The sequence below is a fragment of the Halalkalibacter kiskunsagensis genome (genome assembly GCF_037027555.1).
GTDB classification, from domain to species: Bacteria; Bacillota; Bacilli; order Bacillales; family Bacillaceae_D; genus Halalkalibacter; species Halalkalibacter kiskunsagensis.
Genome location: NZ_JAXBLX010000006.1, coordinates 94,024 through 117,663, shown reverse-complemented (window position 1 = coordinate 117,663; position 23,640 = coordinate 94,024). Strand labels below are relative to the sequence as shown.

The following is a 23,640-nucleotide window of genomic DNA, read 5'->3' as shown; positions in this document are numbered from 1 at the left end:
TTATCAATAGGGCTTTCCCCAAAGTCGAAGTTTTCTCAAAAGGTCAAAAAGCGACCTTCTGAGAAACCTCATTTACTTTTTGTGAAATTAATCTTGCAATTGTTTTGTGATAACATCCTGCATTGATTCGACCCCTTGATCAACTGAATATTGATCAATCCAAACGGCGTCTAACACGTCTAATAACTCCGATGAACTTGCAAACCAAACTTTTTCATTTGCTGGTAAATATTCCATATATTCTGACATTGATTCATATTCCGAGCGGAACGGCTGCTCTTGTAACTCTTTTGAGTCCAATACCGTTTTTGAAACCGGCAAGTGCCCCGCTTTTGACCATTTCCAACCATTATCAGTTACCCATTTTATAAATGTCATTGCTGCTTCAGTCGTCTTTTCATCTCTTTTTTGGTTAGTTGGAAGAATAAACGAGTGGGAATCTGCATACACACTTGCTTTATCAAAAAATGTCGGGAACTTCATCACACCTAGATCATCACCAAGCGCTTTGTAAGTGTTGTTAACCGCCCAAGTTCCATTTATCATAAATGCAGCATTCCCTGGCTGAAACATCTCATCGGAACTTTCGATTCTAGGTGGAACCACTTTATGCGTGTGGTATAAATCATAAACGGCCTGTAACGATTCTTTCCCTATTTCTACATCAATTGTTGATTTTGCTTCTTCAGCACTATAGATATCTCCACCACCGAGTTGCTTGTAAAAGGAATACCATAGTCGAAAAGGGTGAGTCCCTTGCCCAGTCATAGCTAGCGGAGTAATGTTAGGGTCTTTTTCCTTTACTTCAAGTAATAAGTTGACAAATTCATCATAATTATTGAACTCTGGTTCTCCATTTTCATTTAATAACCCCATCTCGTCTAAAACTTTCTTATTATAAAAGAGGAGAAGAGCATGGTAATCAAGTGGGACAGCATAATGTTCACCATCAACTATCGTTGCATTCACTGCATTTTCTGATAATTCATTAAAGTTGATCCCGCTTTTTTCTACCTCGTCATTCATAGACTGAATAACTCCTTGTTTATTCAGTTGCGTAATTCTTGTAGCATGTGAAACTCCAAGATCGGGGGCTTGATTCCCTAACACGGATGTCGTTAATTTTGTATAATACTCTCCCCATTCCTGAGTAATTTTCTCAACCTCAATGCCTGGATGCTCTTCATTAAATTCCTTAACAATTTCCGTCATGACTTCTCCATCATTTCCACTAAATAAATCCCAAAATACAACTTTTGTTACCTCATCATTAGTAGAACTGCCCTGGCCATCGGATACTGAATCACTTGATGTTTCATTTTCAGAACAACCTATCAAAGTCATGAAAAGAAAGAACAAACTAATGATCGCTAAAAGGCTTTTTTTCATGTAAATTCCCCCGTATAAGCATTTTTATAGATATTCATTTTCATTTACATAATTCGAATCAACTTTTATTGAAGTAACAAACGAACGTTAATAAAGAAATACATTCTCCTTTAAATTAAGAAGTTCTCAATAGCGAAATTCATATAAAATTGATCCATAACAACTTTTATTAAAGAAACAATCATAAATACTTAGAGTGAAATTCATTTTATTTCACTTCTCATGAATCATTTAGTAAGCGATAACCAAATCCAAATTCCATTTTTTATTGATACATAACAATTTTTATTGTTTCTTCGATCAAAAAAATATACTTCTAACCCCCACCTCCCTTACATAGTTAAAGGTTGCTATTAATACACCTCCCTTAAAAAATATAACTTTAAGCTAATTAAACTGTAAACGTTTTCAACACTATCTGTCAACACTTTTTAAAATTTTTTAAAAAAGTTATACTATACTTGAAATACACATTTCTAGGAGGCCACAGAAAAAGGTCGGTTTTCACCTTTTTCTGGGGCCTCTATGTAATGAGCGGAGCCGTTGCTTTCTTTTAAGAACACTTTCGCTATTTAGTTATACCAAAATGAGGGGGCACTCAATAATGATAACCCTCCCCATTCTGTCCCTATTATTCGACAAGTATCAGGCACCTTCCTACCATTCCGCTACACTGCCATCCTTATGACGCCATACTGGATTCTTCCAGTTGTGTCCTTCTTTTGCTCGTTCGCGCACATAGTCTTCATCAATTTCAATCCCAAGTCCTGGGCCTGTTGGGATTTTCACATACCCATCCTTGTACTCAAAGACACTTCTATCTTTAATATAATCTAGAATGTCATTTTCAGCATTGTAGTGAATACCCAAGCTTTGCTCTTGAATAAAGGCATTATGAGATGTTGCATCAACTTGCAAACAAGATGCAAGAGCAATCGGCCCGAGCGGACAGTGCGGCGCTAATGCGACATCATAAGCTTCAGCCATCGAAGCAATTTTTTTCGTTTCAGTTATGCCACCCGCATGAGAAAGATCCGGTTGAATAATATCAACATAGCCGTCTGCTAACAGCTGTTTGAAATCCCATCTCGAAAACATTCGCTCACCTGTAGCAATCGGTATATGAGTGCTATTGGCAATGTCTCGTAACGCTTCATTATTTTCCGCTAGAACCGGCTCTTCAATAAACATTGGGCGATACGGCTCTAGTTCTTTCGCTAAAATTTTAGCCATTGGTTTATGAACACGTCCGTGAAAGTCAATGCCTATCCCGACATCGTTTCCAACCGCTTCACGAACAGCTGCAATTCGCTCAACGGTTTCGTCAATTTTCTTGTAGGAATCAATATACTGTAATTCCTCTGTTCCATTCATTTTCACTGCCGTAAAGCCAGTTTCGACTACTGCTATTGCTGCAGTCCCAACGTCGGATGGCCGGTCTCCACCAATCCACGAATAAACGCGAATCGAGTCACGGCATGCCCCCCCCATCAATTGATAAATCGGAGCATTATAATATTTCCCTTTAATATCCCAAAGCGCTTGGTCAATCCCAGCAATGGCACTCATAAGAACTGGTCCACCCCGGTAGAAACCTGAGCGGTACAACACATTCCAATGATCTTCAATCCGGAGCGGATCTTTTCCAATTAGATACTCCATTAACTCTTCCACCGCTGCTTTCACTGTATGGGCTCTGCCTTCAACAACCGGCTCCCCCCAACCAACGATTCCCTCGCTTGTTTCGATCTTTAAAAACAACCATCTTGGCGGTACTTGGAACAACTCGTATCCCGTTATCCTCATGTCGCAATTCCTCCTTCATTGTCAAAAAATTGACTACCTACTTCAATCGCACCGGAAACTAATGCATGTTCGACTTGTTCATCATTCGCTTCCATGATGTTCACATTCTCATATTGGTCGCTCAAAAGATGTACAAAAGCGGACCTCAAAGGATTTGAACCTCCAACTATCATCCACTCAAATTTTCCTGCATGTTCCAAATAGGAATCGAGTGCCTGCAAATCACTTTGCAAAACAGCCCCGACAAAATAATTGGCACGTGCATTGTCATCTAGCTCTGAATAGAGCTGCAATAGGCGAATATGGAAAAAGCTCCGTGTTAATCCTTCCCTTTTGGCAGCGTGAAACCCTGCTAAAAGGTGAGGGGTGTCAATCGTTTCTACTAATTTCTCATTTAACGAGCTTGATAGAATCGTATTCGAACAGATCGCTTGCAACACCTCGCCACCTAATGTAGAAAGAGAAAAACAAAGCGTCTGATCTTGATCAATTACGACATATTTTGTATGGGAACCAGGCAACACCATAATTCCTCTCCCAACTGGGGCTAACTGCTTCAGCAATCCAAAAGCCTCCACTTCTTCCCCGCGCATAATGTCCATCTCATTTACTAGTTGTGGTGACTGTGCTAAAAGTTCTCCTGAGTCATTTTTCATTCCTGGGATAAATAGACATGGGATGTTGAAAAATTCACCAGAGTCAACCATTTTAGCGTGTTTTACAAAATCCTCAAGATCGGCCGGTGCCGTCACATGCGGCACTTCATACAGCCCCAAATTTGAAGTAATCATTCCTGAGGCAACGATAGAACTTACTTGGTCGGCAGACAGATGATTTCGCTCGATTACTTTTGCAATCCCTCTTTGAATCTCGCTTTTCAACCTCTCGTTATGTCCATCAATCGCAGTATTGCGCACCCCTACTTTCATTTTTAGAACATCGACCACTTGCTCGGTGTGATCATTTTGTACAAGTCTGATCCTTGAATTAGTCGTCCCTGAATCAATTAAAAGAACGTACATACCCATCCCTACTTTACCGAGTATTTTCCTCTCTTATTCTTACAAACTGCTTCGCCCTGTTTTCCATTTCAGCAAACTTTTTCTCTTTAATTAATTGGCTATTTACAAGCTGTCCTCCGATTCCTAGTGCGTGCCACCCGTTTTGCAAGTATTGTGCGGCATTACAATCTGAGACTCCGCCCACTGCCATTAGCTTTAGAAATGGCAATGGGCCAAACAAATCTTTCGCATAAGCAGGTCCAAGAGAGCGCACTGGAAAAATTTTTACCATTTGTGCGCCGTATTCATAAGCCTTCAATGCTTCTGTCGGGGTCATGACTCCAGGAATAACGGGTACTCCGTAGCGATTGCCCATCCGAATGGTGGCCTCACTCAACGTCGGTGTAAGCAAAAAGCTAGCTCCAGCTGCAATTGCTGACTGAGCTGTTTTGGCATCAAGAACTGTCCCTGCACCAATGAGAATGTCAGGAAACAACTCCTTAATTGTCCGAATAGCCTCTAACGCTCCAGGAGTATTCAACGTCACTTCGATCATTCGAAATCCGCCACGATACAAACTAGCGGCTACTTCCTCAATGGACTCAGTATCCTCAATGCGAATAATCGCTATTAGTTTTTCAGTGATGATTTTCGTAATTGGATTATCCATTCTGCTCACCCTTAAGCTTTTCGATGATCGCTAGCAGTAAGTGTTGAGCCATTGGCTGCTTTGTAATATTCTCGACTATCTTGATCGTCGTTGTGAGAATAGTTCCTTTTCCGTAGTCTTGTTTGATCATCGAGCCGCCATTTTGTCCTAACCAACCTTGGAAATATCCAGCGATCACGTCACTTTGTTGATCTAAACTTGGGTTGCCAAACATATGGATCGTCCGGTTGTTATTGCTTTTTTTGTAATCAGCAAACGGGATCACGTAGTCAGGGAACAAGCGATCAAACTCCCATCCCATCTCAGTTTGAACAGGAAGTTCCTCAAACCAAGTTGTATCGACATAGTTCATCGAAGACGCTCTAGCCCAACTTTCACCTAGATCTAGCTTCCGGAACGTAAACTCGCCTTTCGCCTTTAAGGCATCTCCCTTTTCCGCTAGAAAGATCACATTTCCGCCACTGCTTGCATACCGGAGCGCCACTTCATCTAAACTCTCTGTGATCACAACATCTGCCTCTTCAAAACGAGCAGCTACAGACAACCCTTTTGATGGTAAGAATTGAGCCAGCCTCGTATCTGTCTTATAAAAGTAAACTGAAGTTCCTTTTCCTTGAAGGGGATCCTGCTGACTAATCGTAAGCTCTTCCTCATTTTCGGCCACTTTTTGATCACCAGACCAGAGCTCAACATGTAACGTGGCAAAGCTCGGTTTCCCTACTTGCGGCACTTCAAGTGAAAGTTGATTTGCCACTTTCGTAAATCGACTGTTCGTCATTACTTTAAACTCACCATTTACAACTTCCTTTTCAATGTGAACAGCCCATTTTACGGTAAATTCTTTTTCGTCGGCCCATTCATGTACGATAAATACGTCACTCGTTAGTTGATTACCAGACCACACATTATGATCGTTGACATCGACCATGATACAAGTGGCGCCGTTGAAATTCACCAATTTTTCAAAGCCTTCTTTTGGTTGTCTTAAAAAGTCCAACCAGCCATTTGTTTCCCATTCAATATCAGTAAACTCGGTTACAACATATCCAGCAATATCTGAACGCTTTCGCATTTCTTCTATTAACGATTTAACTGCCCGGAACATCCTTTTCTGTGATACATCAGCTAAACGATCGAAATCACCGAAAGCGTCTTTAATGCCAAACCGTTCAAAGTTCTCAAACAATGTGTAAGGTTTTTTGTAATCATCTTGATGGGTTTCTTCTCCTTGGTTCGCAAACCACCAAGGCTCTTTCCCTTCATAAAAGGCTTTCAGTTTGTTTACATTCGGCAAACCCCACACACCGAATTCAGAGACAATTTTCGGTTCATGATTGGACTTAAGACCTGATACAAAGTTCTGATCCGGATTTTCGCTAATGAGCTCATCCAAATCCTCTTCCCATTTATCGAGTTGTTCTGGGAGAGCAAAATAGCGATGATAATCATTGATATCCGTCTTCACATGGGACCAGCCGCTATTATCACAAACCAATCGTGAAGGGTCCCATTTTTTCACTTGCTCAAATAACTCACGAACGTGGTCTTGCTTTTCTTTGTCAAACTCTAAATCCCATTCAAGACCCCACTCTTCGTTATAAACAGACCAAATAACAATCGAAGGATGGTTGTAGTCTCGTTCGATCATGGCTTTTAATCCATTTACAAATCTGCTACGGGCAACCTGAGTCCATTTGACATAGTTCGGATGCTCTGCCCAAATGAGCATACCTAAGCGATCCGCCCAGTATAGATACTCTGGCAATTCGACTTTAATATGTTTGCGCAATAGATTAAAACCCATCTCTTTAGCAAGAGCAATTTCTTTTTTAATAAACGCTGTTGATGGTGCTTGGTAAATCGTGTCTGGGTAAAAAGCTTGGTCAAGAGCCCCGCGGATATAAAGTGGTTGATCATTTAAATAAATTTGGCCGTTCTTATGCTCTACTTTTCGAAACCCAAACGTTGTGACAAACCGAGCATCTTGCTTGGCGCCTGTTAGCGTTAGCTCTAATTCATAAAGATAGGGATGTTCTGGACTCCAGCGTTGCATATTCGGTACTAGGATTACATCAGAAAGAGTCCCATTCGTCGCCTCAATACTTCCATCTGCAATTTGACCTATATATTCCTCAGCGGACTCCCAGCAGTCCTCTCCAATGCTGTGCGAGCGAATCTTGTATGTGATATTCTCTACTTTCGTTTCTTCGCCCCCTACGTGAATTTCAATCTTTAGGTTTTCTTGGTCAATATCAGGGGTAATAAAAGCATTCGAAATAAATTGTTTCGGCCTTTGGACAAGCGAAACATTTTGCCAAATTCCACTGACACGCGTATACCAGCTTCCTTGTTTCCCTATTGGAATTTCTCCGTTATCAGCCGGGTCATAGACACGAACGCTTAGTCTATTTGTCTCGTTAATAAAAGCATCAGACAGTTTGAATTCAAATGGCGTAAATCCCCCCTCATGAAGACCTAAGTATTCGCCATTCCACCAAACTTGGCACTGAAAATCAACCGCTTCAAAGCGTACATAAAGGTCATGATCGTTCTCCTTTTCCAAGTTCGTAATCGTTTTCTCATACCAAGCCGCACCACTATAGTTTAAATAGTTGTCATCTTGCTGCCATATATGAGGAACCTGTACTTCCTCCCCCGACTCAATTCCTTCTTGCCAGAGCTCTTTCTCCCCTTTGTTCAGCGGGTCAATTTGAAACATCCATCTACCTGATAAATCAATCGTTTTATACATAAGCGTACCCCTTCCTTTACTTAATTCCTGTCATAGCAATCCCTTGGATGATGTGTTTCTGGAACAAGATAAAGACAATGATCGCTGGCACACTTGCCAACACATTTGCCGACATCGGAATCATCAATTCTGCTGTATACGCACTTTGGAATGTCGGAATCGCAACCGGTAGCGTAAACATCGCTTCATTATTTACTGCGAGAAACGGCCACAGAAAGTCATTCCAAGACATGATAAATGTAAAAATAGCTAATGCAGCCATACTAGAGCGCGACAAGGGCAAAAAGATTTTCCAATAAATACGGAAGATACTCGCTCCATCGACTTTCGCAGCTTCCATTAATTCATTTGGAACCCCATCAAAAAATTGTTTTAAAATAAAAACACCGAGCGGAGCTGCTAGATTTGGCAATATAAGCGCACCATAGCTATTGACTAGATTAAAGTCGATCATAATTTGAAAGAGCGGAACAATTAGCGCTTCAATCGGAACCATTAACCCAGCTATAATAATCCAAAAGATTACATTGCGCCCTTTAAATTTAAGACGAGATAGGGCAAATGCTGCTAGTGATGTTAATAGAATCGTCAGGATCGTCGTCACTGTTGCTACTACAAAGCTATTAAACGTCCATCTCCAAATCATCGCATTGTTAATCACATATTCATAATTTCCTAATGTAAAAGGTGGTTTAAATAGTTCACTAATAACCGTCACTGGACTTCCGCTAGGGGTGACCGATGTAATAAACATCCACACAATCGGAATGAGCCAAGCGAGAACAAATACATAACTAAATACATATAACAGCTTTCTTCCAGTCGTTGTTTTCTTCTTTTTGTTAGCCAACGTGTGTCCCCCCTAGTTCTTTTTTCCTTGAAAAAACTTAAATTGAATAAACGCAAACAAGATTGTAATGACAAATAATACATATGACATCGACGAAGCCACTCCGATTTGTTGCTCAACAAAAGCCTTTTCATAAATATACTGAACGAGCGGTCTTGTCGAAGAACCCGGTCCCCCGCCTGTCATTAAGTAAGGCTGTCCAAATAGTTTGAAAGAGTTAATCGTTTGCAGAACAACAATCAATAAGATTACGTTTTTTAAACACGGCAATGTAATGGCAAAAAAGCTACGAACTGGACCTGCTCCATCAATTTTAGCCGCCTCGTAATACTCTTGAGAAATCTCTTGGAGCCCAGCTAAAAATAGAATCATATTAAAGCCAACTGTCCACCAAACCGTTGCGATTAAAATCGAAACCCAACCGAGATTCTCATCATTTAGCCAAAAGATCTCCTGACTAATGCCGATGTTATGCAAAATCGTATTCAATAACCCCGTATAAGGTTGAAATATGAAAACCCAAACACTCGCCATGACAGAAATCGATAATATAAATGGTAGAAAAAAAGCCGAACGCAAAAAGGTAGTCCCTTTTAAACGACTATTGACAATTAAAGCCATCATAAGACCTAAGATAATCAAGGCAGGTGTAGAAATCAAAACAAAATAGATGGTGTTCCACAGCGCTTCCCAGAAATAAGAGTCTTGTATCATCGTTAGATAGTTATCTAAGCCAACGAAGGTTGGTTCTACTCCAAACTGCCAATCATTTAAACTAATCGTTATCCCTTTAATAATAGGATAGATCATAAACAACCCATAGACGGTTAAGAAAGGAGCTAGAAACAAATAAGCTGCTATACTTTCGCCTTTTCCCCAATGACTTCTCATACTGATTCCCCTCCTTAAAAATGGATGTCTACATAGCGCAGACATCCATTTTTCACCAATAAAGTCTGTTATGCCTACTTGGAAAGAATGTTATTCACATCGCTTTCAAGAATCTCTAACATTTCTTCAGCACTCGTCTGACCTGTCATAAATGTTGAGATATGTTTGGCGATCGCATCTGTAATTCCTGTTGTTTTAGCTGAAGCCGGCATAAAGCTAACATAATCGGTTAATTCAGCATAATCCTTACGATAATCTAACTCATTGAACTCAGCCGACTCAACAACAGCGGTCTTACTTGGAACATGTCCTGCCTCTGCCCAAGATGCAGAGTTTTCAGCAATCCAATCAGCAAAAATTAAGCTTGCGACCTTTTTCTCTTCACTTTGATCAGCGCTTGCCGGTACGACGAATGTATGCGAGTCTCCCCATGTTGCTTGCTCGTCAAAAAGCTGTGGAATTGGCAATGCGACAAAATTCAATTGTTCATTATTTTCGAATGCACCTGTCATCCATACACCATTTAGAAGGATCCCGGCCTTTTTAGCCGTAAACAACTCTCCACCGTCTTGTATATTTCGTGGCCATAGTTCTTTCTCCATTAATTCTTCCATAAATTGAAGGGCCTTCAAACCATTTTCATTATTGAAGTTTGCTTCTGTCCCATCTTCATTTAAAAGCTCTCCACCCATTTGATTGTATAGTGTCCACCATACTCGTAATGCAGAATAGCCAGATGATGTCGCAGATAGAGGGAAAATATCACCAGCAGTATTGTCTTTAATTGCCGTTAAAAATTGAACAAACCCTTCTGCTCCTTCTTCGATGATTGGCATGTCATTTTCATCTAACAAACCTGCCTCTTGTAAAATGTCTTTATTTGCAAACATGATAAGAGCGTGAGTATCTAATGGAACCGCATAATGTTCATCATTTACGATCGTAGCACTTAAAATATTTTGATTGTAAGAATCCCAATCAACTTGAGCGTCATTAGCGATTTCATCTAACCTTTCAATTAGATTAGAAGATTGTAACTCAGCAATTCTAGATGCATGTGATATCGCAATATCTGGGGCTTGATTAGACGTTACTGAAGTACGAATCTTCGTGTAATACTCAGAATCTGGAACTGTTAAATAATCTACTTCGATCTCTTCGTGTTCTTCATTAAAATTAGCAATTAATGCTTTCATAAAATCTGCGTCTCCACCGCTGAACGGTGCCCAGAAAGTTAGTTTCGTTGTCTCAGAGTCCGTTTGATCTCCACCTGCATCACCTGAACAACCTGCAACAAGAAAAATGAAGAGAGCCAACCCCAATAATTTGTATACGCTTGCAAATTTCATAAACAACTTCCTCCTTTTTTCATCTTGGAGTCATTATTACATAAATACCAATAATAAAGCAAGTATATTTGTAATAAAAAAAGTAAAATAAAAGTTTTTTCAAATCTCTTCATCTTCCGGACCTGCAAAACCCTTTATACAAAAGGATTTCATAATTTCCATTGATCAAAAGCATTACAATATCCCTTTCCCCATATCCTAAAAATTAGGATGTTTCAGTTGACTAATTCATAAAATATAGGATAATTTTAATAAAACATGTAATAAAGGGAGATCATAATGAGAACTTTAGAATTAACGCTGGGAGAAGCAATAGAGGTTTGCAAAACATTGGGTAATGAGCACAGAATGGAAATTATCCGCCTTTTAAGCGAAGGACCCTTGAATGTAAACGATTTATCAACAAAACTAAAAATCCCGTTTTCTACAACAGCTGTTAATGTCAAAAAGTTAGAAGATACTGAATTGATTTCTACAGAATTAGTACCTGGTAGAGGATCACAAAAAGTAAGCTCGAAGCGCTATGATCGGATTATTATCAACCTTAGAAATGATGTGAAACCGCCAAGTGACAATTTATATCGTTATGAGATGAGTGTCGGAGAATTTGTTAACTGTGAGGTCAGTCCTACATGTGGGTTACTAAGCGATGAAGGTATTATTCATATTGAAGATGATCCTCGTTCCTTTTTTGAGCCTGAAAGAAAAAACGCACAACTTATCTGGTTTAAAACTGGCTTTGTCGAATACCATTTTCCTAACCGAATTCCTAGAGGATCAGACGTTTGGGAGCTGAACTTCTCTGCCGAAATTTGTTCAGAGGCTACCTATTACAAAGAAGACTGGCCTTCAGATATTACCTGCTCGATTAATGATCAGGAAATAGGACTTTGGACAAGTCCCGGAGACTTTGGAGGGATAAGAGGAAACCTCACACCTTCCTGGTGGGATATTAACAACACACAATTCGGCCTTTTAAAAAATTGGAAGATAACAAATGAAGGCTGCTTCCTTGATGGCAAAAAAATTTCCGATACGACGATTCAACAGCTGAATATTGAAAGCAAACCATACATTTCACTGAAAATCGCAGTAAAAGAAACTAGCGAAAATGTCGGCGGCATCAATATTTTCGGGGCAAAGTTCGGAAATCACGAGCAAGCCTTATTGTTACAAGCGAAGTTTAAATAAGTTAGTTTTAAAAAAGAAAAGACCTGCTACTCTGATAAAAGTAACAGGTCGTTCTCCCCCTCTAAGCAATGAGCGTAACCACAACACCTTGTAAAGCCCGTTATAAGTTTTCTCATCGCGGGCTTGCATTTACTTTTTGAACACACACTAGTAAAAAATCAAATAAGATATGCATTTTTAAAAAGGCACCTCGAAACTCTATGAAGAATTTACACCTCTTCTTTGAATTTAATCATCTAGTTTTGCAACTCCAAGAGCTAGGTTTTCCCAAAGGATCTTTTCGACTTTCTCTACTTCCTCTTTGTTACAATTTATAACTAAGACGACTTCTGATTTCTTCCCTCTGATTGCCATTTTTCTTTTATGAACGACTTTAAAAATGAAATAGTCAATAATAAATCCAAGAATAAACCCACTGGCTGCACCAATTAAGCCCCAATAAATTGGACCCCATTCTAATATAAAACCAACGCTTCCTCCAATCACTGAAAAAGCCGTTCCAATTGCTGCTCCCTTATCAAATAGGCTAATCCCATCCGCTCGGTGTAATGTATCAAACAACCTTCTCTCTTCCACTCGATTCTCAAGAGGCACAGCGAGAATCCTCTCTTTTTCAATTCCTATTTTTTCTAATGCTGTAATCGCTAATTCTAAATAAGACGAGTGTTCATATGTCGAAAAAAGTTGCAAGCTTTCTCACCTCACGTTTTACTAGGGATTTTCACTCGGTACTTTTGATAGTTGTTGCTCAAAAATTTTCTTTGTTCACTTTCAAATAACTTGTTATTTTCTACCGTATTAATATAGGAATCATAAATTGAGAAACCGTAAAGCGATGGGATGAACAATAACCACTGCGGGTCTACTACTTCTGTTGCTTGAGCAATCTCTCCTAAAAAAAGCAAATGAACAGCAATAAGCAGTTTCGAAAAATAAACAAAAACAATAATCCATATTAAAGAAAAGGCGCCGGTCACAATTCTGTGAATATAGAGTTGCCCCATCCCAGGCATGAAAAGAGACCATATGACAGCCATCAACGGCCGCCTTTTATCCAAATAGTTCACTTCCAAAGCCCCTATACTGTATGTGCTAAAGTCAGCATTTTCTCTCTCAGCGAGTATATATATTTTATTCATATCAACAGCCGTCCGGTAACTGTCCCATATTGCAAATAGATAGACGGGTATGTACAAAAGGAACCATCTAGGGTCAAGAACTTCTTTTGCCATTTCGATATTCCCAGTAAAGGAATACACCATCGAAAGATTTAGATTTGCCATGACGTTTATAAGAATTTCCCAGAGAAATAAGGTATACCCTCTGAGATATTTCGATAAAAGGAGATGTCCAAAACCCGGAAAGGCAGCTGACCACCAAGCAATAATATATGGATTTCGTAAATGTAATTGTGTTGTACCTAAAAGACTAACATGAGCTTTAAATCGTCGTTCCTTATTTGTTGGTTGAAAGTTGTTCATGCTGTTTTCCCTCATCTGTTAGTCAAATACTCTCGTCTGTTAGTGTTTACAATTATTGGTGATTAATTCCTAAAAGGTACGTATTTTTGTACCATGAAATCAATACAGTTGGGCAAATTTCGGTCTTCTCAGGGTAAGATTCGGTCTTGCTTCTTCTTTTCTTATCACCTGCTCGGTTGAAAGGCGATCCCAACTCTGCCGAAAGCAAAAACCCCCTCCTCAAGGAAATTATCCTGAGGAGGGGGTGGCTACTTGCCCTCTCGATTATCCTACTGTTTTAATTTATAAAGCACATCAGATTATTTCACTTGAATTACCTGGAAACCATATGCCCCTAATTCAATATTTGAATTCTCTTTCATCGGTTCCTGGTTCCATAAATCAACTGGTTGTTTTCCAGTAAAGTCATACGGAATGTTTACGTTAATGCTTTCATTTGAATTATTAATGGCAATGATAATCGTTTCATTACCTGCTTGCTTGGAATAAATAATATGGTTCGTGTTACGATTTGTTTCTATCATGTTAAATTCGCCATGATTCCCAAAGGCGGGGAACTCTTTGCGTAAGGCAACGACTTTTTTAACAAAGCTGAACAATTCTTGGTCTTGGTCTTCTTTTTCCCACGGCATGCATTTGCGGCAGCCTGGGTCGTTTCCGCCAGTTACCCCGAATTCGTCGCCGTAGTAAATACAAGGTGAACCGATAAACGATAATTGGAATAAGAATAATAGCTTTAGTTTCTCCTTGTTGTCATTGCTGATCGTTAAGATTCTTGCTGTATCGTGGCTTCCGAGTAAATTAAAGGCTGCCTCGTTCACATTTTTCGGATAGGACGTCAGGACGCTTGTTAATTGTTCGGCAAATTGTTCGGCGTTGATTTCGTCTTTTGCGATGTAATCGAGAGTTGCTTCTGTGAACGGGTAGTTCATCACAGCATCGAATTGATCTCCTTGTAACCAAGGCATCGAATCATGCCAAATTTCACCGAGGATGTATACATCAGGGTTTACTGACTTCACCGCTGTGCGAAACTCTCTCCAAAATTGGTGATCAACCTCATTTGCAACATCAAGTCTCCAACCGTCAATGTTGAATTCCTCGATCCAATAACGACCTACAGTTAGCAAGTATTCCTTTACTTCAAGGTTCTCAGTGTTTAACTTTGGCATCATATGTGTAAAGGCAAACGTATCATAATTCGGTTCAGGTAGAGGAGTTACTGGAAATTCTCTTAAATGAAACCAATCTTTGTACTGCGATTTTTCCTGTTTTTCCAACACATCTTGAAAGGCATCAAAATAAAACCCACTATGATTAAAGACAGCATCAAGCATCACACGGATGCCATTTTCGTGACACGTTTCTACGAGCTTCTTAAACGTTTCTTTGTCGCCAAATTGTGGGTCAATTTCTAAGTAATCAATGGTGTCATATTTATGGTTAGTTGTTGCTTTGAAGATCGGAGTGAAATAAATACCGGTAATGCCGAGCTCCACTATATGATCGATGTGATCAATGATTCCTTGAAAGTCACCGCCGAAAAAACTATCAGGCTTTGGATCACAGCTTCCCCACGGCAGTGTTCCTTTCGGGTCTAATTCCGAATCGCCGTTGGCAAAACGCTCAGGGAAAATTTGATACCACACTGTATCTTTAACCCACTCTGGTGCCCCGAAGACATCAATTTCATTTAAAAATGGGAAGCAAAAGTAAAAGTTTGTTTCTTTCGGATCTCGGTCCTTAAATCCTCTTTCCCCATAAACAATTGATTCGTTCTCAGAATGAAGTTCAAACCCGTAACGCATGCGGCGAAACTCAGGCTTTACTTCAATAAACCAATAATCAAAGAGCTCATCGCTTCCTTCTAACGACATTGGTTTCGTCTGATTCGCCCAACCTTCTTTCGTCCACTTGTAAGGATCTCCAAAAATCAAATAAACTTTTGTTAAGTCCCCCTTTTTCGCACGAAGGCGGATGTGAAGTGTTTCCTTGTCGTATGAATAGGCATAATTGTTTGCTGGTTTGTGATAAATAGCTTCTTTTAACAAAATGGAACGACCCCTTTCAAATTAGGAAATAAGGGTGCAAGGCACCTCATCGATTAAACGTTTTATCAATTGCTAGAAGGAGCAGCAAAAAGCGTACTCCTATTTCCTACCGCTTTCTCACTGCTGCCGTACTTTGTCTTACTTTCAAACTCACTGGACTTATAATATGTTTGCCCTCCAGATTGCTTTTGTTTTCAATTTGGTCAATTAATAGTTTTACAGCCGATTGACCTCTTCCGTCAATATCCTGCCTTACGGTTGTAAGTCCAGGGGTTAAATACTCTGAAAAGTAGAGGTCGTCAAACCCCATAACGGAAATATCATCTGGTACAGAAATACCTAAATCATAAAACCCTTTTAACAATCCCATTGCAGCCATGTCAGAAAAAGCAAAAACAGCCGTAGCGCGATCGTTTAGTTGCATTATCTGTTGTGCGGAATGATATCCACCCTCTACAGAAAATTCATTTTCCAAGACTAAATTCCGATTAAATTCAATACCTGCTTCCTCTAGCGCCTTCCGGTAGCCAGATAACCGGGCTTGACCGATCGTTTTGACTTTTTTAACCTCACAGATCGGCCCTGAGATGACTGCAATTGCTCGATGACCCAAACCTAGCAAATATTTCGTCGCTAAATAGCCTCCCATTTCGTCATTTAACCCAACTTGGTAAAGATCACCATCTGAAAGGTAACTGTCCATGTACACCGTTGGCAATTGGAGCTTCTTAATATCAGCAACAAGCTTCGGGCTGTCATTTGCACCAAACACAATTAATCCATTGATGTTTTTTTCTAGTAAAAAGGATAGATCCGGCTCGTCTTTCACACCCGTTACAATGACGTGAAACTTCCGATCTCTTGCCCCGCTTTCCACTCCGGAAATGAGCTGTGCGAAAAAGGGGTTCACAATTATTTCCCCTCTTGGAGCAAAAGGAACGACCATCGCAATCAAAGGATTAAACTTATCCCTTAAACTCCTTGCTGCTACATTCGGCATATAGTTGGACTGCTTAATGATCTTTTCAATTTTTTTTCTTGTCTCTTCAGAGAATCGTCCTTTGCCATTCATGACATTTGATACGGTCCCGATTGAAACATTGGCCAATTTCGCAATGTCCTTTATTGTCGGTCTATCCATGTAAGTATTTCCTCTCATTACCTTTGTTTCCTACTATTATACTATAGGAAGGGACTTTTTTCATTTGAGCGGAGACCGTATCATTTGTCCATCATTCTGCCGTTGAACAACCCGCCACTTACCACCCATACGGGTTGCTTGAAGTGGGAGATTCCTAAGAACACCAACCTAACGGTTCGTTATGGATTAGGCTATCCCCGCAGTTCCTGCGGTTAATCGCAATGCTTCATTACGAAGATTCATACTTGCGTTCATATCCCTTTGGTGATGACTTTCGCATGTTGGGCAACTCCATTCACGCAAAGCGAGATTTTTAACGTCTTTGTGTTTGTGACCACAAGTGGAACATAGTTGACTTGAAGGAAAGTTTTTCGCTACCGCAACAACTCGTTTTCCGTACCACTTAGCCTTATATTCAAGCATCGTTCTGAATTGTGACCACGATACCTCACTAATCGCCTTGGCAAGTCTGTGATTCTTTAACATGTTTTTAATAGACAAATCTTCAATACCAATGATGTCGTGGTTTTTGACAATCTCAGTTGAGATTTTATCTAACATATCTTTTCTTGCATTCGCCATTTTTTCATGAAGTCGAGCTACTTTTACTTTTTGTTTAAGCCAATTAGAAGAACCGATTTGCCTCTTTGATAATATACGTTGCGATTTTGCTAATTTTATTTCTAATGCGCGAAAGAATTTGGGGTTTGCATAGACTGTGCCATCTGAAAGAGTGGCGAAGTCTTTTAGCCCTACATCGATTCCTACGGATGAACCTGTCTTTCTAAATGGTTCAACTTCGGATTCAGACAAAATTGAAATGAAATATTTACCCGAAGGATTTCGTCTAATCGTTGCATTCATGATACGCCCTTCAACCTTACGGCTATTCGCAAAACGGACTAAACCCAATTTTGGTAGTTTAATATGGTTGTCTAATACTTGAATATTTCCGTTTACACATTTCGTTGTATACGACTGAACAGGATTCTTTTTTGACTTAAAACGTGGTTCTCCGTTCTGTTTTTTATAGTAACGAATGTAAGAATCGTTTACAATTTCGACTGATTTTTGAAGAGCAATGCTATCCACTTCTTTTAAGAATGGATAGTTTTGCTTCAACTCCCGAATAGCTTTAATAGATTCATTCTTATTGAAAAACTTCCCTTTCCAATTGTTTTGAAGAAGCTGACCATTTTGCACCATTTCGTTTACGATATACCAATAGGCATCTTTATCTTTTTGCTTTCCGACAAAAAAGTTATAGACAAAACGTGAACATCCAATCGTTTTATTGATAAGTTCGATTTGTTTTTGATTGGGATAGATTCTGTATTTATACGCTTTTTTCACTAGCATTGACTTTCACCTCCTCTATCCATTATATCAAGTGAAAGAGTATTTTACGAACGTTAGTTCTATTTATTGTCGGACAAATTGAGATGGCAAAAGCCATCCCTTGTCCGAAGGCGATTCATCTCCCCCTTACCATTGGGCTACGCCCTTCACACGCTTGAAGAGGGAGTTTTCTCGCCTGGTTTAGATAAAATGAGAGTCGAATAAGGAGGTAGTTCGATCATTTCACCTATTTTCGGCTTGTCAAACGTAGAATAATAAACGTGATTAAACATTTTATCTTCTTCGCCTACTGTCACAGTAACCGATTCTTTTGATACATTATGAAAAACCAGAACCTCTTCATCACTCGTTTTTCGCTTAAATGAAACGATGCCCTTCTCTTTGTACGAGGTTGCCTCCAACAACGCCCCTTCGATTAAAGCCAAACTTCCTCTTCTTGCGTGAATGAGCTCTTTGTAATGAGAATACATCGAGTCTTCATCATCAATTTGTGCTTCTAACGACTTTTCCTCTCTATTTTGATTGTGCCTCGTTGCGATCCACGTCGTTTGTTCTTCTGCTTGTTCTCCTGCGTTCCAAATAAATGGTTCACGGATGTATTCATCTGGCTTCGCGCCTTCTAACCCTGTTTCTTCCCCGTAATAAATAAACGGATTTCCTGGCAACGTCAGCAAAAGGGACGCCGCCATTTTCGCTTTGTTTTGATCGCCCTGAACTTCTGTCATTACTCGGTTCATATCGTGATTCGTAATAAAAGTTGAGTCAATATAATCCGGATTGATTTGCTCATAATATCCGATCATACGATTTAAGCTTGAGACAATTCCTGCATCGCTTTCCTGTTTGACGGTGTTTAATAGTTTCTCTGATAGATCAAAGTTGAAAGCAGAATGCAATCCTTCCAAATACGGTCCAACTACGGTCGCACTGTCCCAAATTTCTCCGATCATAATGACATCAGGATTAATGTTCTCCATTTCAGATCTGAACTCTTTCCAGTAAGCGACATTGCGCTCATGATTATCAGAATATTGGTAGTTACTGTATAAATATTTGGCAGCATCCAACCGGAAGCCGTCCACGCCGACTTCTTCTAGCCAAAACGTACCTGCCTCAAGCACTTCTTGTCGCAGCTTTGCTGAATCAAAATTCAAATCAGGCATCCCATCCCAGAAAATACCTTCATACGTATTGTCTCCACTTCCATGCCAAATCGTTTGATTCCAATCACCTGTTTGACTTAGATTCGTGTCTTCATCAGCCCACACGTAATAGTCACGATATCTTTCGTCACCTGCTAATGCCTTTTGAAACCATGGATGGTCTTTGGAAGAATGGTTGATGACAAAATCGATGACGATTTTAATCCCTCTTTTATTTGCTTCTTCCACTAAGCGCTTCATATCTTCAACCGTCCCGTATTCCTCGTCAACTCCGACATAATCAGTCACATCATACCCATGATAACTAGGCGATGGATTGATCGGCATTAACCAAATCCCTTCAATTCCGAGCTCATCTAAGTAATCCAATTTGTTTGTAACCCCGTTAATATCGCCTATGCCATCGCCGGTACTGTCTGCAAATGCGCGGACAAAGATTTCATAATAGACACCATGCGGCTCAGATGATAGTCGTTCGATTTCTGTCGTACTTGGTTCTGCACAACCGGTCAAAAGAACACTGCTAACAATAAGTGCGCCTAGCCATTTTCGCCATTTCTTCATTTGTACACCTCCACTATCCTTTATTCGCTCCTGCTTTCAACCCATCTACAAGCTGAGACTGAAACATGAAAAATAAGATCGTGATTGGAACCGCAACGAGCACCGCTCCTGCTGCAAAGGTCGTAAACTCACTATTCCCACGTCCTGTTACCATTTCAAATAACCCAACGGCCAATGTTTTCTTTTCCCCAGATCGAAGAACAAGTCTTGCAAAAATAAAATCCATCCACGGTCCGATAAAATTCGTTACCGCAATAAAAATTAAAATCGGCTTGGAGAGCGGCATCATTATTTTTAAGAAGATCGTCACATGGCTTGCTCCATCTATTTTTGCCGCTTCTTCCAAACTTCTCGGAAGCCCGTCAAAGTACCCTTTCACAAGCCACGCACCAAACGGAATCGACCCACCCGCATAGACGAGAATTAATCCCCAATGATTATCTAGTAAATTCAATTGTAGTAGTAGAATGTAGATTGCAATCATCCCCATAAAGCCCGGGAACATTTGCAGCACAAGCATTGCCATTAACCCTTGTCTTCGCCCAGGAAAGCGAAAGCGTGAAAAGGCATAGGCTGCAGTTACGACTAAGAAAGTTGAAAAAATCATGTTCCAAAATGCAATTTTGAATGTATTTTTATACCAAAGAAGATAATTTGTTTCTGTGAATAAGTACGTATAATGGCGAAACGATAAAGACTCTGGAATTAACCTTGTCGAAAACAGTGAATCCCCAGGGTTCATAGAACCGGTGATGACCCACACAACTGGGTACAGAACAAAGATCGCCGTCATAATTAAAATTGTATAAATCAACACATTCATCAGTTTATTTCGCAAAGATACACCGATCATGACATCATATCCTCCTCTTTAAAGGCTCTTGTTTTTCTAAAGTTATAGATGGAGAACGTAGCAATCACTATGAAAATTAAAATTGAGACAACCGAAGCCATCGCAAATTGGCTATTGTCGAGTGTTAATTTGTAAATCCAGCTAATTAAAATATCAGTCGAGCCTGCATATGCATAATTGGAATTAACTGGACCACCTTCTGTCATGAGGTAGATAATATTAAAGTTGTTGAAGTTTCCGGCGAATGACATAATCGCAAGAGGTGCCGTTGCAAACATGATAAGCGGCAACGTAATTTTGCGGAACTTTTGAAATGAAGATGCCCCGTCCACTTCGGCGGCTTCGTACAACTCTTTATCAATGCTTGTCATCACGCCACTCATCAACACCATCCAAAATGGAAATCCGAACCACATGTTGACAACAACGAGTGTGAATTTCGCCAATGTGGGATCAGACAACCAAGGGATAGCCGTTTCAATTAAGCCTAAATTCATTAAATATTGATTAATCGGTCCAAATTGTCCATTAAAGATATTTCTGAAAATTAAGATTGAAACAAACTGTGGAATCGCCCACGGCAAAATAAAAATGCTTCGCCAAAACTTCTTGTATTTGATTCCTTTTTGACTAATTAATACAGCAAAGATGAGCCCTAAAAAAAATGTCGTAATCGTAGCAAGTACAGCCCACACGACGGTCCACGTAAAGACGCCATAAAAAGTGGCACTCCACGTTTTCATTTGAAATAACTGAACAAATGTATCAAACCCAACCCAATCAACTAAGTGCTTTGGCGGCAAATGGTTCGGGGCTGAATAGTTTGTAAACGCAATTAAAATACCAAATAACAATGGCAGAATCGTTAAAAAAGAGGTGAACAAAACAGACGGTGTTAACAAAATGTATGGGAAGCCGTTTTCCCAGATGTTTGTAAACATCTCTTTGACGTTGTTCGGTTTGATTCCTTTTTCCTTTTTTGCAGCTACTTTATAAGCATCACGGATATTTAAATAGTAAAACCATAGCAAGAGTAAAAATGAAATGAGAAATAATAACCCTTCAATTAGTAAAAAAATCGAGTGATCGCCTTGAACAATATCAAATCCGCTTCTTGTTTGCGTGGTTTCACCAAGAGTGGTCAGACCCCACATTGCCCATTGAAACGGCACGGTCCAAAAAATAAGAAGGTACAGTTGTAAAGCGAGTAGGGAGAGACCTTTTACAATTTGTTTATTATAGATTTGGCCAAGCCCCATAAATATAAAGGACAAAGCAGCGGCAATTCTCGGTTTTGTAAGGAAGGACTTATTAGAAGATGTCGGTTTCTTTCGGGATGGTTGCTCTTTTTTCAGTCCGATTATTTGTGAATCAGTGTTCGTATCGCGCTCTAATGCACTCATTGTTCACCCTCCTTTTTATGTGAGGGTGTCTCAAAAGGGTCTGTCCCGACTAGTTAGGGGTCAGACCCTTTGGTTTTGAGTCACCCTCTTTGACTCATTTATTCCGTTTGTGAACCAATCGCGTCTTTAATTTGCTGGACCCCTTTATCTAGTTCAACTTGAGGGTCAGACTTATCGTTCCAAATAGATGTATACGCTACTTCCATTGCCCCCCATACGTTTTGCATTTCAGGGATATTAGGCATTGAAACTGAATGTTGAGCTTGATCTAAGAATGCTAGATTATAAACATCTTCTTTCAAAGTGTCACTATCAAGAAGGGCAAACGTAGGTGGCAATTGCCCTGTTATTTCATATCGTTTTTCAAGCATTTCATCACTTGTTGCAAAATGTGCTAACAACGTTGCAGCTCTTGGATAGTCACTATACGCGTTAACAAATAATGCCTTAATTCCTGAGAATGTAGTAGGAACTTCGCCATTTTCCACTGTTGGCATTGTTGTCACACCAAAATTGACACCCGCTTCATGATGACCTCTTAAAGCCCATGGACCTGATATTTGGTATAAAAGTTTGCCTTCGTTAAAGTGTGAGCTGATCACATCTCCGGTAATGTCTTCTTTTTTGAGTGGAAGAATTTCATCACGAATTTGTGTCATTAATTCAGCAGCTTTCAGTCCACCGTCGTTGTTTAAACCAATATCGCTTGGGTCTGTGTTATTGTCTCCGAAAACATAACCGCCATTTGCTCCAACAAACCCATGCAGCAAGTAGAAATTACCTGGCTCAATCATAAATCCGTATGACCCTGGATTCGCTTCCATAAATTCTTTTGATTGCTCGATCAATTCTTCCATTGTTTCAGCAGGTTCAAATCCCATTTCATCTAGTAGATCTTGGTTATAAAAAAGTCCAACAGTTTCAATTGCTAAAGGATATCCAAATGTTTTATACTCTCCATCTGAAATGGCAGAAACCCCTGTGATCGCACCTTCCATAAAACGTTCGGTATATTCGTCAGTGTAATAATTTTCGTAAATAAGTCCAGCCGCATCCATATTCCCAACATGATCATGAGCTCCTGTAAATACATCTCCACCAAGCCCTGCTGGTCCATCTGTTTGCAGTTTTCCAGGTGCATCCGTATGTGAAACATCTTCAGTTGTTACTGGTACTCCGTATTTCTCATTAAATTTCTCAGCCACATATTCTACCCACTCAAGTTCTGTATCCCCCGGACTCCAGAAAATAAGTTCAGCTCCTTCTTCAGGTTCAAGTTCAGCAACTTCATTTGATGTCTCTTCCGTCGTTTCTTCAGAAGCCTCTGGTTCTGGTGCACTTGATTGTTCTGAAGCACCCGGCTTCCCGCACGCAGTTAGTACTAAAATCAACAGTGTAACAAAGAGTAGACTATAAACCTTTTTCATTAAATCCCCCACCTTTTCGTGTTTAATATTTATTTATTTCAATGCCAAATTTATCAGCATTTAATAAATCACAAAATATGATGAAACGTTTTATCAAACATTACAACTACCTCTAAAATATATTTTCACATTACACTACCAAAAATCAGGAAAATTGGTATAACGTTTTATCAATAATCAAAAAATATAGAATAAAGTGCTTTACAAATTCAGTAAGATTTCAATTTCAAAAGCGAAGCTACTATTGGGTAAATGTTTCTATCAACTAATACAAGGAAGTTTTACTTAGGAGTTAAGTT

At 39.7% G+C, this 23,640-nt stretch carries 18 protein-coding genes; 1 reads left to right on the top strand and 17 read right to left on the bottom strand.

Features of this window, described 5'->3' with window-relative positions:
- Positions 1-87 precede the first annotated feature (87 nt).
- The 8 genes from SLH51_RS05235 to SLH51_RS05200 form a co-directional block, all read right to left on the bottom strand.
- Positions 88-1,389, bottom strand: coding sequence for an ABC transporter substrate-binding protein (locus SLH51_RS05235; RefSeq protein WP_335959665.1), 1,302 nt, complete (start codon positions 1,387-1,389; stop codon positions 88-90).
- Between the two features lie 657 nt (positions 1,390-2,046).
- Positions 2,047-3,195 (bottom strand): galactonate dehydratase, encoded by a 1,149-nt coding sequence (dgoD, locus tag SLH51_RS05230; protein WP_335959663.1) that lies wholly within the window; start codon positions 3,193-3,195, stop codon positions 2,047-2,049.
- The gene (locus SLH51_RS05225; RefSeq protein WP_335959661.1) at positions 3,192-4,217 is read right to left on the bottom strand and encodes a 2-dehydro-3-deoxygalactonokinase; all 1,026 of its coding nucleotides are present in this window, start codon (positions 4,215-4,217) and stop codon (positions 3,192-3,194) included. Before SLH51_RS05225 ends, dgoD begins: the two co-directional genes overlap by 4 nt.
- Positions 4,218-4,230: 13 nt before the next feature.
- The gene (locus tag SLH51_RS05220; protein WP_335959659.1) at positions 4,231-4,866 is read right to left on the bottom strand and encodes a bifunctional 4-hydroxy-2-oxoglutarate aldolase/2-dehydro-3-deoxy-phosphogluconate aldolase; all 636 of its coding nucleotides are present in this window, start codon (positions 4,864-4,866) and stop codon (positions 4,231-4,233) included.
- Positions 4,859-7,618 (bottom strand): glycoside hydrolase family 2 protein, encoded by a 2,760-nt coding sequence (locus SLH51_RS05215; RefSeq protein WP_335959657.1) that lies wholly within the window; start codon positions 7,616-7,618, stop codon positions 4,859-4,861. The genes SLH51_RS05220 and SLH51_RS05215 overlap by 8 nt, the downstream gene beginning before the upstream one ends.
- Before the next feature lie 16 nt (positions 7,619-7,634).
- Positions 7,635-8,468, bottom strand: coding sequence for a carbohydrate ABC transporter permease (locus SLH51_RS05210; RefSeq protein ID WP_335959655.1), 834 nt, complete (start codon positions 8,466-8,468; stop codon positions 7,635-7,637).
- Between the two features lie 12 nt (positions 8,469-8,480).
- Positions 8,481-9,359, bottom strand: coding sequence for a carbohydrate ABC transporter permease (locus SLH51_RS05205; protein WP_335959653.1), 879 nt, complete (start codon positions 9,357-9,359; stop codon positions 8,481-8,483).
- Between the two features lie 74 nt (positions 9,360-9,433).
- The gene (locus SLH51_RS05200) at positions 9,434-10,708 is read right to left on the bottom strand and encodes an extracellular solute-binding protein (protein WP_335959652.1); all 1,275 of its coding nucleotides are present in this window, start codon (positions 10,706-10,708) and stop codon (positions 9,434-9,436) included.
- Between the two features lie 279 nt (positions 10,709-10,987).
- Between SLH51_RS05200 and SLH51_RS05195 the strand changes: the two genes are divergently transcribed.
- Complete coding sequence (locus tag SLH51_RS05195) at positions 10,988-11,899, top strand: ArsR/SmtB family transcription factor (protein ID WP_335959650.1); 912 nt, start codon at positions 10,988-10,990, stop codon at positions 11,897-11,899.
- Between the two features lie 228 nt (positions 11,900-12,127).
- Here the strand turns inward: SLH51_RS05195 and SLH51_RS05190 are convergent, their stop codons facing one another.
- The 9 genes from SLH51_RS05190 to SLH51_RS05150 all read right to left on the bottom strand — a co-directional run bounded on the left by SLH51_RS05190 (position 12,128) and on the right by SLH51_RS05150 (position 23,341).
- Positions 12,128-12,589 (bottom strand): hypothetical protein, encoded by a 462-nt coding sequence (locus tag SLH51_RS05190; RefSeq protein WP_335959648.1) that lies wholly within the window; start codon positions 12,587-12,589, stop codon positions 12,128-12,130.
- A gap of 11 nt (positions 12,590-12,600) precedes the next feature.
- Positions 12,601-13,380, bottom strand: a complete 780-nt coding sequence (locus tag SLH51_RS05185) for a hypothetical protein (protein WP_335959647.1) — start codon at positions 13,378-13,380, stop codon at positions 12,601-12,603.
- A 299-nt stretch (positions 13,381-13,679) separates the two neighbouring features.
- The gene (locus tag SLH51_RS05180; protein WP_335959646.1) at positions 13,680-15,431 is read right to left on the bottom strand and encodes an alpha-glycosidase; all 1,752 of its coding nucleotides are present in this window, start codon (positions 15,429-15,431) and stop codon (positions 13,680-13,682) included.
- A 106-nt stretch (positions 15,432-15,537) separates the two neighbouring features.
- Positions 15,538-16,572, bottom strand: a complete 1,035-nt coding sequence (locus SLH51_RS05175; RefSeq protein ID WP_335959645.1) for a LacI family DNA-binding transcriptional regulator — start codon at positions 16,570-16,572, stop codon at positions 15,538-15,540.
- 186 nt (positions 16,573-16,758) lie between these two features.
- The gene (gene tnpB / locus SLH51_RS05170; protein WP_335959643.1) at positions 16,759-17,931 is read right to left on the bottom strand and encodes an IS200/IS605 family element RNA-guided endonuclease TnpB; all 1,173 of its coding nucleotides are present in this window, start codon (positions 17,929-17,931) and stop codon (positions 16,759-16,761) included.
- Positions 17,932-18,077: 146 nt separating this feature from the next.
- On the bottom strand, positions 18,078-19,658 hold the full coding sequence (locus SLH51_RS05165; RefSeq protein ID WP_335959641.1) for an alpha-amylase family glycosyl hydrolase: 1,581 nt from the start codon (positions 19,656-19,658) through the stop codon (positions 18,078-18,080).
- A 13-nt stretch (positions 19,659-19,671) separates the two neighbouring features.
- Entirely contained in the window at positions 19,672-20,511 is an 840-nt protein-coding gene (locus SLH51_RS05160) for a sugar ABC transporter permease (protein ID WP_335959640.1), read from the bottom strand.
- Entirely contained in the window at positions 20,508-21,770 is a 1,263-nt protein-coding gene (locus SLH51_RS05155) for a carbohydrate ABC transporter permease (protein ID WP_335959719.1), read from the bottom strand. Before SLH51_RS05155 ends, SLH51_RS05160 begins: the two co-directional genes overlap by 4 nt.
- Positions 21,771-22,012: 242 nt before the next feature.
- Entirely contained in the window at positions 22,013-23,341 is a 1,329-nt protein-coding gene (locus tag SLH51_RS05150) for a sugar ABC transporter substrate-binding protein (protein ID WP_335959638.1), read from the bottom strand.
- Positions 23,342-23,640: the final 299 nt, after the last annotated feature.